Source organism: Enterococcus mundtii (assembly GCF_002947535.1).
GTDB lineage: Bacteria > Bacillota > Bacilli > Lactobacillales > Enterococcaceae > Enterococcus_B > Enterococcus_B mundtii_B.
This window is the reverse complement of the sequence record NZ_PUAP01000041.1, coordinates 16514-32815: the sequence shown is the minus strand read 5'-3', so window position 1 is coordinate 32815 and position 16302 is coordinate 16514. Positions and strand designations below refer to the sequence as shown.

Annotated in this window: 14 protein-coding genes; all 14 read right to left on the bottom strand. The window is 39.9% G+C overall.

What is annotated here, in order from left to right:
* Positions 1 to 16 precede the first annotated feature (16 nt).
* Positions 17 to 2293 carry a DNA internalization-related competence protein ComEC/Rec2 gene (locus tag CUS89_RS13005; RefSeq protein WP_104872432.1) on the bottom strand — a complete coding sequence of 759 codons (2277 nt, stop codon included), beginning with the start codon at positions 2291 to 2293 and terminating at the stop codon, positions 17 to 19.
* Positions 2286 to 2768 (bottom strand): ComE operon protein 2, encoded by a 483-nt coding sequence (locus CUS89_RS13000; RefSeq protein WP_104872431.1) that lies wholly within the window; start codon positions 2766 to 2768, stop codon positions 2286 to 2288. Before CUS89_RS13000 ends, CUS89_RS13005 begins: the two co-directional genes overlap by 8 nt.
* A 19-nt stretch (positions 2769 to 2787) precedes the next feature.
* Positions 2788 to 3441 carry a helix-hairpin-helix domain-containing protein gene (locus tag CUS89_RS12995; protein WP_104872430.1) on the bottom strand — a complete coding sequence of 218 codons (654 nt, stop codon included), beginning with the start codon at positions 3439 to 3441 and terminating at the stop codon, positions 2788 to 2790.
* A gap of 126 nt (positions 3442 to 3567) precedes the next feature.
* Positions 3568 to 4710: a hypothetical protein gene (locus CUS89_RS12990; RefSeq protein WP_258082432.1), complete on the bottom strand. Its 1143-nt coding sequence runs from the start codon at positions 4708 to 4710 to the stop codon at positions 3568 to 3570.
* Positions 4711 to 5017: 307 nt separating this feature from the next.
* Complete coding sequence (locus CUS89_RS12985) at positions 5018 to 6061, bottom strand: SepM family pheromone-processing serine protease (protein ID WP_104872429.1); 1044 nt, start codon at positions 6059 to 6061, stop codon at positions 5018 to 5020.
* Positions 6051 to 6542, bottom strand: a complete 492-nt coding sequence (coaD, locus tag CUS89_RS12980; RefSeq protein ID WP_104872428.1) for a pantetheine-phosphate adenylyltransferase — start codon at positions 6540 to 6542, stop codon at positions 6051 to 6053. Before coaD ends, CUS89_RS12985 begins: the two co-directional genes overlap by 11 nt.
* A complete protein-coding gene (gene rsmD / locus CUS89_RS12975; protein WP_104872427.1) occupies positions 6543 to 7100 on the bottom strand; it encodes a 16S rRNA (guanine(966)-N(2))-methyltransferase RsmD in 558 nt (185 codons plus the stop codon).
* Between the two features lie 182 nt (positions 7101 to 7282).
* Positions 7283 to 7624: a YlbG family protein gene (locus tag CUS89_RS12970; RefSeq protein ID WP_104872426.1), complete on the bottom strand. Its 342-nt coding sequence runs from the start codon at positions 7622 to 7624 to the stop codon at positions 7283 to 7285.
* A complete protein-coding gene (locus tag CUS89_RS12965) occupies positions 7608 to 8039 on the bottom strand; it encodes a YlbF family regulator (protein WP_104872515.1) in 432 nt (143 codons plus the stop codon). The genes CUS89_RS12970 and CUS89_RS12965 overlap by 17 nt, the downstream gene beginning before the upstream one ends.
* On the bottom strand, positions 8026 to 9156 hold the full coding sequence (locus CUS89_RS12960; RefSeq protein ID WP_104872425.1) for a CAP-associated domain-containing protein: 1131 nt from the start codon (positions 9154 to 9156) through the stop codon (positions 8026 to 8028). The genes CUS89_RS12965 and CUS89_RS12960 overlap by 14 nt, the downstream gene beginning before the upstream one ends.
* 17 nt (positions 9157 to 9173) lie before the next feature.
* A complete protein-coding gene (locus CUS89_RS12955; protein WP_104872424.1) occupies positions 9174 to 12602 on the bottom strand; it encodes a pyruvate carboxylase in 3429 nt (1142 codons plus the stop codon).
* Between the two features lie 21 nt (positions 12603 to 12623).
* Positions 12624 to 13790 (bottom strand): FtsW/RodA/SpoVE family cell cycle protein, encoded by a 1167-nt coding sequence (locus tag CUS89_RS12950; RefSeq protein ID WP_104872423.1) that lies wholly within the window; start codon positions 13788 to 13790, stop codon positions 12624 to 12626.
* Between the two features lie 2 nt (positions 13791 to 13792).
* Positions 13793 to 14095 (bottom strand): YlaN family protein, encoded by a 303-nt coding sequence (locus CUS89_RS12945; protein WP_010735661.1) that lies wholly within the window; start codon positions 14093 to 14095, stop codon positions 13793 to 13795.
* Between the two features lie 97 nt (positions 14096 to 14192).
* Positions 14193 to 15971: a DNA helicase RecQ gene (gene recQ / locus CUS89_RS12940; RefSeq protein WP_104872422.1), complete on the bottom strand. Its 1779-nt coding sequence runs from the start codon at positions 15969 to 15971 to the stop codon at positions 14193 to 14195.
* Between the last annotated feature and the right edge of the window lie 331 nt (positions 15972 to 16302).

Genomic DNA, 16302 nt, shown 5'->3' with positions numbered 1-16302 from the left:
GAGAAAACAAAAATTACTAGTCTATCATTTTCTGAAGTCGGCCATTTTTTGCCCAGATAGGATGCCAATAAAAAGTGATCGCTCCATTTTTATCTGTTCGATAAACAGCAATTTCTAAGCTTTCCAACGTGTCTAGGACTTCAGGATGTGGATGGCCATAGCGATTGTTTAGCCCGTTAGATAAGATACTGATCTTTGGTTGCAAAGCAGCTAAAAACGTAGGGTGACTCGAACTACGACTTCCATGATGTCCTAGTTTCACGACATCCGCCGTTAATGTTGGATAAGCATTCATCATGTCGAGTTCCCCTTCTTGGTCCAAATCACCCAGTAATAGAAATTTCTGCTTCTTATACGTCAACCAAAGAACCAATGAATCTTCATTTTTACCTTGTCCTTCTTTATTCGGCATCAAGACGTACAAGTCAAAGTAGGCAGATATTCGATCGCCTCGTTTGACTTCTATGATTTTTATGCCCTGCTTCCTAAGTTTTACCAATCGTTCGCGAAACTTTGGCTCTGTGGCAGCTCCCCAACCAATATATATCTTTTCAATGGTGAAATGTGATGATAGTGTTTCTAATTCGCCGATATGATCAGTGTCATTATGTGTGAGAAATAATTTTGTGATCGTGGTGATCCCTTGTCCTTTTAAATATGGAACGATATTATTTTCTGCATATGGACGAGTAATACGTTGCTGCCACGCTTCTGTTTCAAAACGTAATCTTCCACCGGTATCAACCAAGACCACTTCTTGTTTCAGCGGACTTTTTAGTAGAATGCTATCGCCTTGTCCAACATCGATAAACGTGATTGTGGTCGAGGCATCAAGTAATGGTATCAAGAAAAAGCTGACAATGATTGGTGATGAATACATGATTTTTTCCCATGGAGAAATCGTTACGCTTTCAAAAAACAATAAGAGAACGACAATACTCAATAAGACGAAATAAAAAGCGGGTTGCCCGATGGCCAGTATGGAAAAATCAAAATAAGAGAGGAAGTCTTCAAAGAAAAACAAACAAGATTCGATGATTTCTAATAAGGACTGCGGAAGGATACTGCCTGTTAAAAAGAGAATAACCATCCCTGGAAGAAGGATGTATTGGAATAAGGGAATGCTAAGTGTCGTGAATAAGCCACCTAAAAACGACCATTCATAGAAATACCAAGTACTTAAAGGTAATAGGATCACACTTATTTGGAATATATAGAATAAATGAGATATCCAACCTTTGGATGAATGAGGAAGTGTCATAAATAATAAACTCAGCCATATACTTAATTGCCCACCTGTTTGAAGCAGGATCAAAGGATCGAACAATAAAAGCAACCATAGATTCAAAGAAAAACAATCAAGCGTAGATAGTTTGATTGATGCCAATTTGAGTACGAGCTTCAAAATAAACAAACCGCCTGCTCTAACAACAGAAAATGAGCCGCCAGCTAGTAGGATATAAATACCTGTAAGTAACGTCAGCGGAATGATAGTGATAGACAACAGACAACCACTTCTTCGAAAAAGATAATATAAAAAGCCCAAATAAAAGTGGACATGCATGCCTGAAACTGCGAATAGATGCAGTAATCCAGTTGCTTTAAAAATTGTTTCAGATTCGCGAAAAGCAGCATCACGAAAACCGAAAAGTAACGCATTCATATACATCCCTATTTTTTTAGGATAGCGTTTTTTTACATAATTGATTGCTTTCCCCCGAAGGTCACGAAATAGAGTCAGCCCTCCCCTTTTATAAGGAAGGACTTGAAAATCATTTCCATGGAACTGACCACTGATTCGTGCCCCTTTCAGATGATTGACCGTATCAAATGCATAACGATTGCGTAAAGTTTCGGGTGTCTGATAACTACCAGTTACTCGAAGTTCGATCGGATGCCCACGAAACTCCTCCCATAGTTGTGCTTCCTTTTTTGTTTTGGCTTGATAACTTAACTGGATTTTTTGTTTCGTGGGGATTCGTTGCGCTGTTACAGTCAACCAGTCACCATTACGTTGAATCGTATCGGTCATCAATAGAAACTCTTCAGTTGTTCTTGTCTGATCGATCGGGGGAACTTCGGAACGAAGACAAGCAAACCAGACAGTCAAACTACAAAAACAACTAAGATAGATCACCGCTTGCTTTTGTTTGAATAGAATAAGAAGAAAAAGACCAGCAACGATCAAGCGAGGCAGATCATGCTCCTGATAATAAACGAAACATAAAGTGATCGAAGACATTGCTGGTAAAATCAAGTAATTACGAACTTGTTCGCCAAATTGTTTAATCAAGTTCTCCTGTTGCTTCTTGTTGAAGTTTAGCAAAATATTTCATATCTAAATTGACTTGATGAGCGGATGCCCCTAATTGAGTAATCAATGACTGTGCATAGGGGTCATTGCGATAATCATGCAAGTAGTGGATTTTTCTGATCCCTGCTTGAAGCAACGCTTTTGTACATGCCAAACATGGAAAATGGGTGACATAGATCTCAGCCCCTTCTGTAGGAACTCCGAGTTTTGCACATTGGAGTAATGCATTCATTTCGGCATGGATCGTTCGTAAACAGTGCCCGTTCACGACATAGCAACCTTCGTCGATACAATGAACATCTCCACTCACTGCGCCATTATAACCGCCCGCAATGATTCGTTTCTCTCTAACTAATGTGGCACCTACTTCTAATCGTGTACATGTACTTCTTAATGATAATAATACGGCTTGCGCCATAAAATACTGATCCCAAGGAATTCGTTCATTGCTCATTATTTGTCACCTCATTGGTTTATTCTATTGTAATTGTAACGAAGTTTTTCAGTTTTTCAACTGTCTTTTCGCCAAATCCCGATATTTCTTTCAAACTTTCAATTGTTTGGAAGGAACCATTGGCTTCTCGATAGTTGATGATTTCTTGTGCTTTCATTGCGCCGATTCCCGGAAGCTCCTGTAATTCAGCAAGGCTGGCAGTATTAAGATTGACTTTCTTTTCCTCTGTCTGTTCTTTTTCCTTTACTTCCTCTGCGAACTGAGGCATCTCTTCCCCAACTTGGGGAATATAAAGCACTTGTTGATCCGAAACTTTTGCGGCAAAATTGATCTGTTTTTCATCAGCTTGTGGTGTTAATCCCCCTGCTTTTTCAATAATATCAAATACACGTTCCTCGTCTGTGAAAGCGTACATTCCAGGTCGATTGACATTTCCTTTCACGTCTACATACATGATTGGGTCGTTTTTCGTTGTGTCAGTTGTCGCAGTCTTTTGGGGGCTATCAGCGCTCGTAGCAGTTATCAATGGTGCTTCACTAGACTCATTTCTATTAGTTGAAACCAGATGAAAATACATGCCCACTCCTACTACCATACTAATGGACGCACTGATGATGAAAAATAGAATGAGACGTTTTGGCGAATCAAAGATTTCTTGAACTATTTTCTTCATTAGTATTCTTTGCTATTTCATTTTCCTTTCTAAAAAATAGTGAAAAAACATCTATACTGCGATGTTCCTTCACTATTAGATACGCCTCAAATGATTATTTCTTTTATTTTTATATCAACAAGCTGTTTACCTCGTCGGTTCTACCCTTGGTTTCGGCTTCAAACTTGGCGAAGGTGGGGTTGGTGGTCGATTTTCTCCTGACTTACTCATTGCTGCTTGCTTTGTCATACCAAATGAACGTTTGTCCGAGGCATTCTGCCTATTAAATACCATACGGTCGGACTTTCCAGATCCGTTCTCTATTTCCCAGATTCGTTGTTTCACTGACTGGATAGCCCCTTCTCCAGATAAAGTTTTTGACGAAATAAGTTCTTGGTTGGTCGCGGATTTTACTTCTCGGAGTTTCAAATTGCGTCGTTCAAATTCATCTTTCAATGAATTTTTTCTCTCATTATTTTCTGGCAACTCTGAAATTGGTGATAGCCGTCTTGGTTGTTTGGTTAGCTGTTCAGAAGGACCAACAAACGCCACCTCACCATGAACAGAAGGATTTCTTCGGTGTCTCTTTACAGGTTGTTCGACTAGTTTTTCTTTATTATCGGACACTTCTATATTTAATGAAACTTTCTCCCCATTGTTTACTCGTCGGATCACCGCATAAATGACGGGCTCAGCTTTTCTATTGATAGTTATCTTGCGAGACTTCTCGCTTTCTCCACCTTCTTCTAGGAAAGAAAGGGTGCTATAGTGTAATTCATCTTCTGATTCAGGTATCCTCCAAGTTTTTTGTTCTGACGTTTGTTCTCGAAACTGTTCTCTTAGTTCTAACCCACGATTCGTAGGGATAGAGTTTACTCTTGAAGCCAAATGCTTGATCTCATCAATGATTTCTTTAGGATCGATCAATACATCTCTATCAACTACCGATTGAATGTATTCTGATTTAAAATATTCACTGTTCAATTCCTTTAGCGTATTCTCGTATTTTTCAGGATCTTTATTCTTACGCCTAAGGATAAAGTTGACGACCCTATCAGTTCGGCTCAACTTTTTCTGTCTAAAATCTGCAAGAATGCGTCTGGTCCACAAAACACCGTTTCGGTGTTTTGGCAGTTTATCTTTCGTTTCTTCCAACTGTTTGTTAAAATCCATTAATGCGGTTTTAAAGTCTGCTGTTTTTTTCAAGTGCCCAAAATTTTTCTTATACTTTTTTTCGGAGTAATATTGACCGATGTCGAATGATCCTTGTTGCTTACTAGGTTGTTCCATATCTCGATTGCTCCTTTCTAACTCTTTTTTATATGGTAGCAAACTTACTTAAAATAACCTACAAAACAACAAAACGTTTTTTTGTTATTTCTGAAAAAAAAGAAAAAGAGCGGGAGACATTCGTCCTCTCGCGCATTCTAAAACCGAATAGACGACGGAAACAAAAGTAACCTCTTCGAAAATAAAGCGCCATCCACAAAAAATCGAAGAACGATTTTCGTAGATGGCGCCTTATTTCTCGAGACTAAACACTTCTATCCCGACCTTACTTTAAAATAAAGAACATAGCATTCCAGTCAACACAGGTTTATTCCATGTTCTCAAGATACTCTAAGGCATCTTGTACCGTTTTGACAGGAACGATTTTCATTGAAGTATTGAGTTTTTTTGCCGCAGCTTTGGCTTCTTCATAATTCGTTTTGATATCTGGATTTTCTTTTTTTACTTCCTCAGAAATCGTATCATCTGGCGCAAAAAAGATAGCCATTCCTGCTTCATCTGCACTCGCCACTTTTTTGTCGATCCCACCGATACGTCCCACTTCACCTGCACTGTTGATCGTACCTGTACCGGCTATTTTTTTCCCTTTACGAATATTTTGATCCGTCAACTGTTCATAGATCTCCAAAGTAAACATCAAGCCAGCTGAAGGCCCGCCGATCGAACCAGAATTGATTGCCACTTCTGTGTCTGTGGCGATTTCTGTATGATCGGTCAAAGTGATTCCGATCCCTGGTTTTTTATCTGTTGATAACTCGATCAGTTTTCCAGAAGCTTCTTCTTCTTTGCCATCATGGATGAAAGTAATCGTGACAACCTGTCCTACTTCTTGTCCTTTCACGTACTCCATAAATTCTTCCGCACTCTTGAAACTCATCCCATCTACTTTTGTGACTGTATCGCCAACAGATAGTTTCTTGTAAAAGCTCGAATTTTTTTCGACGCCCATGACATAGACGCCTTTGAATTCCATGGTGTAAGGAATATTCGCTAGTTTTAATGCTTGCTCGATGGCGGCATTCTGCGAGGATTCCATATAGTATTTTTGCATCTGGTTATATTCTTCATTTGTCGCTCCACCAGTCAACTCTTCTTCACTGATAACATCTTGGAAATCCGAGAGAAGTGCGGAGACGACACCAAATCCTGTTGCTCTTCTGATTCCTACAGAAGTGAGAGAGAAAGAGCCTGATTCTTTATCTTTTTGATCATCGACTGTGATCATATCTTTAAGATCGATCGTGGCACCTGGAGCTTCCACATAATAAGGTAAAGGAACAATAACAAAGCCTGCTAATAACGTGCCTAAAAGGATCACGGATAATGTTTTCAACCATTTCTTATTCTGCATGACTTTCACGCTTTCTAGCTAATGCTTCGTTGATAACTGGAGGTAAGTAGGTACTCACATCTCCACCGAAATAAAGAACCTCTTTAAGCATACTTGAGCTGATATGGCTATACTCTGGTTTTGCCATAAAAAGCACTGTCTCCAATTCATGACTCAAGTGATGATTCATTTGCGCAATGTCACGTTCATATTCAAAATCTTTGAAGCTACGAACACCTCGAACCAACGCTTGAACATCTAGTTCTTTTGCCGTCGTCACTGTCAACTGTGTTTCTTGGTGGATCACTCGAACATTTTCTAAGTGTGCGACTGCTTGTGTGATCAGTTCCAAGCGTTCCTCAGCCGTGAACAATGTTTTTTTTGATGTATTGATAAAGATACCGATGATCACTTCATCGAACAACTTCGCAGCTCGTTCGATCGTGTCTAAATGACCCATAGTCAATGGGTCGAAACTCCCTGGAAATAAAGCTCTTCTCATTCATATTTCCTCTTTTCTATAAATGGTCACAGCAGAGATGCCATAGGTCTGCTGTTTGATTTGTTGAAAATTTCCTATTGTCTCAGGAAGCTCAACTGACTTATCTGTTTCGCATACGATCAAGGCAGCGTCCTGAAAAAGAGCCAATTCTTCCATACGTTCAATTTGATCGACGATTTTTTGTTTGGCATAAGGTGGATCTAAAAATAGGAGATCAATCTTTTGATCTTCTTTCGCCAGTGACTCAATCGCTTTATCAGCATCTAATTTCATTGTATTGAATTTGTTCGGTTCTTTTGTGATTTCAATATTTTCTTTGATTATTTTTAGTGCTTGATAGTTTTTCTCCACGCAGATTGCGTAGCTACAGCCTCTAGAAACTGCTTCGATCGCTAGACCTCCGCTTCCTGAGTATAGATCCAAAACGACCTCTCCATTAAAATAAGGACCGATCATGTTGAATATCGACTCTTTGACTTTATCGGAAGTCGGTCGAGTATTTGGTCCTGCTAAACTTTTTAAACGGCGACCGCCGTAATCTCCTGAAATTACTCGCATCTACTCACTCCTTGAAACATACTGTTATTAGTATACCAAAAAAATAGACTTGATTCCGACTAAAATCGTCAATTCTCAAGTCTATTTTTTCTTAATTTAACTTTTTATAACTATTCAAAATCTTTTTATCACATTTTCTTCATCTTCGCTGATCACATTAGCTAAAAGCTAGACTCTTTTCACTAAAATACGTGATCTGCTAAGCGGATCTTGGTATTTAATTCTTCGATCTCAAAGCCTTCTTCTTTTGCATCTGCTTTTTTACCGATTTTTTCAGCAAAATTCATTTCGACATCTGGTCGATAAGAACGTTCGACATTCCGTACGAAATGTAATTTCTTGATTCTTTCTTCGGTTTGTTCATAATTGTCTTCATTTAAATACATGATCACATACTTCATTTTACGAGAGACATAATGCACCAAACCAAATTTGCGAAGATTTTTCAATTGTTTTAAGCTATATACCCACACGACCAACCCTCGCCGATGTGTTTGTTCAAATTCTTTATTTTCTATGTCCATAGCAGTTTCCTCCGCACCCTTCACTTTTTTCAAAAAATGGACTACCTGCACTGATCTTGATCTCCGTCGAAATCGTATGTGCAAGTTGTTTTCCAATGGAATCTAGTATCTTTTGTAATTCTGTTTCACTTATTCGAAAGGCAGCTACTTCTTCATTTAGATCCAACTGCCGTTTGGCTTGTCTTACGGTTCGTTGCTTTTCACGAAACTCTGGTACGTATTTTCCATAAAGCGAAATTTCTTCAAATGCTTGTCTGCTTGCAATAAAATCATTTTTTAACTGGTTGACTTTGATAGAAGCTTCCATCTCTTTTTTTGTTTTGAGATATTGTTCCATCATTTCACTTGTTACAATCGTTTGAACAAGCTGATGACACTGGTCCTCCAGTTCAAACAACTCCTCATTGATTATCACTGCTTTCACTAGTCTCCTCTTTTTCCTTCATTAAGACTAACATGTTTTCTTTCGAAAACGCAACGCCTAACTGTGTTGGTTCTTTTTCCAAGAATCGGTCATGATAATAAGGATCAGTATATAACAATAAAACTGAAAAAGTCGGATCAATGATTGGATGCATGAAAATTCCAGTTGTTTGATCTAATTGTCGTTTTTCCACTAAGCGATTGATTTCATCATTTGATAACGTAAATTTAACTGTAGTTTGGGAAGTCTGCGTTGCCATTTGCCACTCTGCCAAACGATTATCTGCCAACCATTCTTCTGGTTGTTCGATAAAATCTGTTAATAGTACATTCGTTTGGATCATAAAATCTGGAGAGTAATGATAATCAGGCAATTCAGCTTCTTGGCGTAATCTCGTCAATAATCTGGTGATGACACGCTCTCTTGACTGATTGATACTTTCCCAGTCTGCTGAGCTCTCCATTTCGTAGTGGGGCAATCCTTCACCAAAAACTTGGTAGGGCATTAACTTCAATAAGCTTTTCTTGTTTAAATACACTGTTGAAAATAACCCACCTGTATCTTGATCAAAGAAAAGCATTGCAAATGTACCATTATCAAAAGCAATCAAGGGACGATAATTCATGTCTTCTTCTGTCAACTCGATTCCGACTTCGGTTTCTTCATACTCAAATGTGAAGTTTGGGAATATTGTTGTAATCTCTGTCAGATCCTGCATAGTCATGCCCACGGAAAAAGGGGTCAAGCTAGTTGCGTTTGCATTTAAAACTTTGATGGCCTCAACTCGATCATTTTGTATATTTGCTTCAAGTACGATTTGTTTTATTGGATCTTGATAATATCTGATCTCAAAACCGAATCCGCTTGTCAAACGATCTTTGGGCGAACCAATCTCTGCTTCTAATTCGGTGACTGATCGACCAATATATGTAGAAAAGCCAGTCGCATTTAGCTCCTGGTATTTCCAAGACGTTACCTGATTTTGGTTTCCTATCAGTTGTTGGTCTTGCGTGGATGTTTCAAGTTTAGGAGGGAACACTACGGGCTCCAAATATAAAACCGACGTGACGAATAGTAGTGTTGCCATAAATAAACCTAATCGTTTCAACTGTTCCCTCCCCTTTCTTATTTTTCTGTAACTTCGATCAATAGATCACCTGAGGAAATCGGGTCGCCAGCAACAACATAGAGATGTGCAATTTCTCCATCGAATGGCGCTTCGATAGCAGTTTCCATCTTCATTGCTTCAGTGACCATCAATGTATCGCCTCTTTTGACCGTATCGCCTTTTTTCACTAAGACGTCTAAGACTGAACCAGACATCGTCGCACCAATCTGTTCGCGATTGGTTGGTTCTGCTTTGCGTCTTGTTTTTACAGCACTGACGATCGACGTATCTTTGACAGTGATTTCTCTTCGTTGACCGTTTAAATTAAAGAATAACACACGATTCCCTTCAATATCCGGTTCGCCGATTTCATCCAAGCGAATGATCAGGATCTTCCCTTTTTCGATTTGAACGTTGACCGTTTCACCTAAACGAATCCCTTGGAAGAAGGTTGGTGTATCCAGTAATGTGACATCACCAAATTGATTATAAGCTGTTTGATAATCCAAGAACACTTGCGGATACATCAAGTAACTCAAAACTTCTTCTTGTTTTGGTTCATAGCCGATCTTTTTGGCTAATTCAGCTTTGACTTTTTCAAAGTCCACGGTTTCAGCGAATAGTCCTGGACGTTCGGTGATGGCTGGACGACCTTTCAAAATGATCTTTTGGAGTTTTTCTGGAAATCCGCCTACTGGTTGACCTAATTCTCCTTGGAAGAAGGTAACGACTGATTCTGGGAAACTCAATGTCTCGCCTTTTTCATAAATATCTTCTTCACTCAACTCATTTTGGACCATGAACAAAGCCATATCTCCTACAACTTTAGAAGAAGGCGTGACTTTGACGATATCGCCAAACATCAGGTTCACTGTGTGGTACATTTTTTTGATGTCATCCCAACGATGACCTAAGCCAACTGCTTTGGCTTGTTGTTGCAAGTTCGAGTATTGTCCACCTGGCATCTCGTGCATGTAGACTTCAGTTTCAGGTGCATTCAAGCCATTCTCAAATGGTTTGTAATACATGCGGACATCTTCCCAATAGTGATTCAACTGTTGCGCATTTTCGACATTGATTTCTGGTACACGTGGACCGTTGACCAAAGCGTAATACAAACTGCTCATACTTGGTTGGCTAGTATTTCCACTCATCGCACTCATCGCTACGTCGACGATATCGACACCCGCTTTGGTTGCTGCTGAGTAAGTGATGATCCCATTGCCACTCGTATCATGTGTGTGTAAATGGATTGGTAGATCCGTTGTCGCCTTCAATTCACTGATCAAGCGATAAGCAGCTTGTGGTTTCAACAATCCTGCCATATCTTTGATCGCGATCATATGAGCGCCTAAACGTTCCAGCTCTTTTGCCATGTCCTTATAATATTGCACATTATATTTCGCACGACTTGGATCATTGATGTCACCTGTGTAGCAGATCGTCGCTTCTGCAATTTTTCCTGTATCACGAACGGCTTGGATACTCTTTTCCATTTGCGGAACCCAGTTCAAACTGTCAAAGATGCGGAAGACATCGATGCCTTGGGCGGCTGCTTCTTTGATAAATTCAGCGATCACGTTATCTGGGTAGTTGGAGTAACCAACAGCATTCGATCCTCTAAAGAGCATTTGCAATAAAGTATTCGGCATCAATGAGCGAATCTTTCTCAGGCGTTTCCATGGGTCCTCGTTCAAGAACCGATAGGCAACGTCAAACGTCGCGCCACCCCACATTTCACTTGAAAACAGCTCTGGAAGCCCTTCACCAGTCAAACGTGCGATTTCTTTGAAATCTTTTGTACGCACACGGGTAGCCAATAAACTTTGATGGGCATCTCTAAACGTGGTATCTGTCAATAACACATTTTCTTGTTGTTTGACCCAATCCACTAACGCAGAAGAGCCATCTTTGTCCAAGACATTTTTAGCTGTGATGTAATCCGGACGAGTGATCAGCTCTTTTGGCATGCGTGGTGCATCGTAATATGGTTTTTCCCCACGTTCGATGCCAGGGAAACCATTTACCGTGATTTCTCCGATATATTTCATCGTTTTATTTCCACGGTCACGTAAGCGTGGGAAATCAAATAATTCATTGGTACTATCGATGAACGTCGTTTTGGCTTGTCCTGATTGGAATTCCGGATGCAAGATGACGTTCAACATAAAAGGAATATTCGTTTTCACTCCACGGATACGGAATTCTCTCAAACAACGTTCCATTTTTTGGATCGCTGTTGCAAAATCAGCCGCATGGGTACAAACTTTCACTAGAAGCGAATCAAAATACGGGGTAACGATGTAGCCTGCGTAGGCATTCCCTACATCCAAGCGTACGCCCATTCCACCTGGCGAGCGATACGTATCGATCTTGCCAGTATCTGGTAGAAAGTTACTCAATGGGTCTTCCGTTGTGATCCGACATTGAATGGCTGAACCTTTGATCTTTATTTCGCTTTGCTGTGGCAATCCGATTTCTTTATGCAGATCTTTTCCTTGTGCGATCAATAATTGGGTCGTCACGATATCGACATCAGTGATCATCTCAGTGATCGTATGCTCCACTTGGACACGTGGGTTGACTTCGATAAAGTAAAATTCGTCATTTTCCACTAAAAATTCGACTGTCCCTGCATTGACGTACCCCACATGCTTCATCAACTGGACAGCGGCATCGCAAATACGTTGACGCTGTTGCTCATTCATCGAAACACAAGGAGCGACTTCTACGACTTTTTGATGACGGCGTTGAACTGAACAATCACGTTCGAATAAATGGATGATATTGCCATGGGTATCACCTAAGATCTGGACCTCGATGTGTTTTGGATCTGAGATATACTTTTCAACATAGACTTCATCACTACCAAAAGCAGCTTTCGCTTCACTTTTTGCACGTTCATATCCTTCGCGAGCGCCTTTTTCGTCATGCGCCACACGCATCCCACGACCGCCACCGCCCAGTGCTGCTTTGATCATTACTGGATAACCATAACGTTCAGCAAACGTCAAGACTTCTTCAATTGACTCTACTGGTCCATCTGTCCCAGGAATCGATGCGATGCCAGCTTCGATTGCCGCTGTTTTCGCTTTGATTTTATCGCCAAAAATATCAAGATGATGAAGTTCTGGCCCAACAAAAGTGATGCCTTCTTCTTTGCAACGTGTAGCAAAGTGTAAGTTCTCAGATAATAATCCGTAACCTGGATGGATCGCGTCTGCTCCACTAGCTTTAGCGATCTCAAGTATCCCTTCAATATCAAGATACGCATCTATCGGTCTTTTTCCTTTACCTACTAGATATGCTTCATCCGCTTTAAAGCGATGCACGGAATATTCATCTTCTTCTGCATAGACACCTACAGTTTGGATCCCTAATTCTGTACACGCACGAAATACCCGTACAGCAATCTCTCCTCTGTTAGCTACCAAAACTTTTCTCATCGAATCACTCCTACGTCAATTTTAGTAAATACCTAAACTCTTACGTTTCTCATCTGCGCTGATATTCAGGACGAAACCTACGCAGATCGAAAGCATCAGTAAACTCGAACCACCTTGACTCAAGAACGGGAATGTGATCCCTGTCAATGGGATGATCCCAGTGATCCCGCCAAGGTTGACAAATACTTGGATCAGAAACATCGAACCGATCCCGATACATAGCAAAGAATTGAATGGATCTTTTGAGCGGATACCCACTAAGATGATACGGGCGATCATAAACATCAATAAAGCTAAGATCAAGATACCCATGATCACACCTAATTCTTCTACTACGATGGCATAAATAAAGTCGGTTTGCGCTTCTTGTAGAAATCCTTTTTTCTGGATACTATTCCCTAATCCGCGACCGAATAGACCACCATTGAACATCGCATAATAGCCATTGACCATTTGGTGTCCGTTATTCAACTCATCAGAAAAAGGATTTTGAAAAATCTCAAAACGATGATAAATATATTGTAATCGACCTGGGAAAAGTTTTCCTTGGGTCACATTGATCAACCAAATTGCTGCAACACTAAAAATGATCCCTCCGACACCAACGATCAAAGTGTAAAAATAATTGACGCCGCTAGCTAAGAGTAACACGATGATGATCAAAAAAATAACCGTTGCATTCCCGAAATCGGGTAGACTTGCCACTAACACTGTCAAGGCAAGAACTAACAATAATGGACGTTTGACCGTGGCAATGAAGTTTTTTTGCACACTCATTTGTCTTTGTGACAAAGTAAAAGAAAGATACCAAATGGCAATGATTTTTAGGTATTCGGCAGGCTGGATAGAAAATCCGGCGATCTCAAGCCAACCTTTTGCCCCATTTCGTTCTTCCCCAAAAAATAAGACGATCAATAATAAAATCGTCAAGACTGCGATAGCCGCCATGATCAATCGCTGATTTTTCAATACACCGATTTTCATTTTGTATAGGAGTGCAATAACGATCAAGCTAAGCACCCAAAAAATACTCTGATTGATGACTGATGACGCTGGATTGCTCCCGTTTGCTAATAGTAAATAGGATGTGGAGCTGTATACCATGATCAGTCCGATGATACATAAAATCAAATATGGGATTAAAATACTGTAATCCAACAGATGCCTTTTTTTTACTTTATTCGGCAAGCTTATTCCCCCTTGCCACTTTCTTTTTTATCATAATTTTCTCGGTAAACTTCATTGTATAAGTGATTCAATTGACGTTCTAACTCGCTGAGCATCAGTTGCCCTTCTTTTTTTTCAATGATCCCTACACGTATCGCAAAGCTCACTTGCTGAGAAAATCCATACATTTGTGTATCGACTACCTCTTCAAAGGCTTTACATTGTGAGATACAAAGACTATTTGTTTGATTTTGGATCAAACGCTTGATGCGATCTGCCTCATCAATCAACACATTGAGTGCCGTCTCTTTTGAAAGAGAATCCATTTGCCTTTCCCTCCATTTCTAAGTTCATTCATTATAGCATATTTTACGCGATAACTGAGCAAGAACCTAGATTTATCTAGGCTTTTTTTTATGTTTTTTAACTATCACTTTGCGTAGCGCTTTCTTGGAAATTTTGGATCGCTTGCAAGAACATCTCGCCATACTTATCAAGCTTACTTTGTCCTACCCCTTTGATTTGCAGAAGTGCTAATCGGTCATTTGGACGATTCCGACTCATTTCTTTGAGTGTTGCATCTGAAAAAACAACGTATGGTGGAACGCCCGCATCAGCAGCTAAGTCGGTCCGCAACTGGCGTAATACTTCAAATAGACCATCTGTTTCTTCATTCGACAATTGCTGCACTTTTTTAGGTTCCTTTTTATGGACTGTTACTTTTCCCATAAGTACCTGTACCCCTAGGTCACTGACTTTCAATACAGGGTATTCTCCACTAGCTGCAAGTAAGTAGCCACTTGAGATCAGATAGTCGATCAACTGTAATATATTTTTTTGTGACTGTTTCTTTAGTAACCCATACGTAGACAATCGATCAAAGTGAAACTGTTTGATTTTCTGATCTTTTGATCCGGCAAGAACTTTCATCAGTAGTTGTTTTCCGTAGTTCTCACCCATTCGTTTCAAACAAGACAAGACCATTTGCGTTTCTGTAGTCACATCGACCAGTTCACGATCATCAAGGCAGTTACCACAACGCTGACAAGGCTCGCTTGCTTCTCCAAAGTAAGAAAGAATATATCGTTGAAGACAGGATTCGATATGGACGTATTCAGTCATCGCTCGGATCTTGTCGTATTCCTTATGCTTTTGTGCTTCCTCACGTTGCGATTGTTGAACAAAAAACTTTTGGACTTGCACATCTTGTGGCGCAAATAGCAAAATGGCTTCACTAGGTAAGCCATCTCTTCCTGCACGACCAGCTTCTTGATAATAAGCTTCTAATGAACCTGGGATTTGATAGTGAATGACAAAACGAATATTACTTTTATTGATTCCCATCCCAAAAGCATTCGTTGCTACTAATAGCTGGATCCGATCATAGAGGAAGGCTTCTTGCATTTCCGTTCGTTCCCTTTCTGAAATACCGCCATGGTATCTGCCGACGGAAAAACCAAATTTTGTCAACAACTGATATAGTCGATCCACTTCTTTTCTAGTCGCAGCATAAATGATGCCTGATTGGTTTTGATTCACTTTCAAATACTCGACCAAATACTGTTCTTTTTTTTGATCTTTGATGACTTGCAACCGTAGATTTTCTCGTGCAAATCCAGTTTGAATATGATTCTTTTCAGGAATTTTTAAAAGTCTTTTGATATCTGTTGCTACAGGAACAGTGGCAGTTGCTGTCAAAGCAACGATGGGCGGACGCTGAGGGATACCTTCCAAAATATTCGCCATCTGCAAATAACTTGGTCTGAAATCATGCCCCCATTGAGAGATACAATGGGCTTCGTCAATGGCGATCAAGCGAACGGACCAGCGATTCATCGCTTGGATAAAATCAGGCATGATAAAACGTTCTGGTGCAACATATAACAATTGATAGTTTCCCTCATCTAATGAACGAAAACGTTGTGCCACTTCATATCCATCTAATGAACTATTGATAAATGTAGCTGCGATCCCCAATTGATTCGCAGCATCCACTTGATCTTTCATCAAGGAGATCAAGGGAGAAACAACGATCGTCAATCCTTCCAAGGCTAGCGCAGGTAGCTGATAGCATATTGACTTTCCGCTTCCAGTCGGCATGATGCCCAACACATCTTCTTGAGCCATGATTTTTTCAATGATTTCTTTTTGACCTGGGCGGAAAAGCTCATATCCAAAATACTTTTTTAATAACTGCTCCATATGCGCCCTCCTCAATCTCTGATTATTTTTACTCTTTCAACTTTTGAATACCTCATCCAACTATTAATTACGCATTTTCCCGGATGATTCATCAAACATGTACTATCTATTCTACTTCTGTCTGCTCATAAGAGCAAGTCTCGCCCTGTGAAACAATATAGCTGTTGTGAAACTAAAAATCAGGTATTTTGAGTTTTTTAAAAGTCCTTTAAAAAATTCATCTTGCCATTCTTGCTTTCATTTTTAGTTTCTTTAAGTTCTCCACAGCTAATACGCGACTATCAATTTTAAGATTTTTGTTTTTTACTCATCAGATTTAGTTTTTCATTTC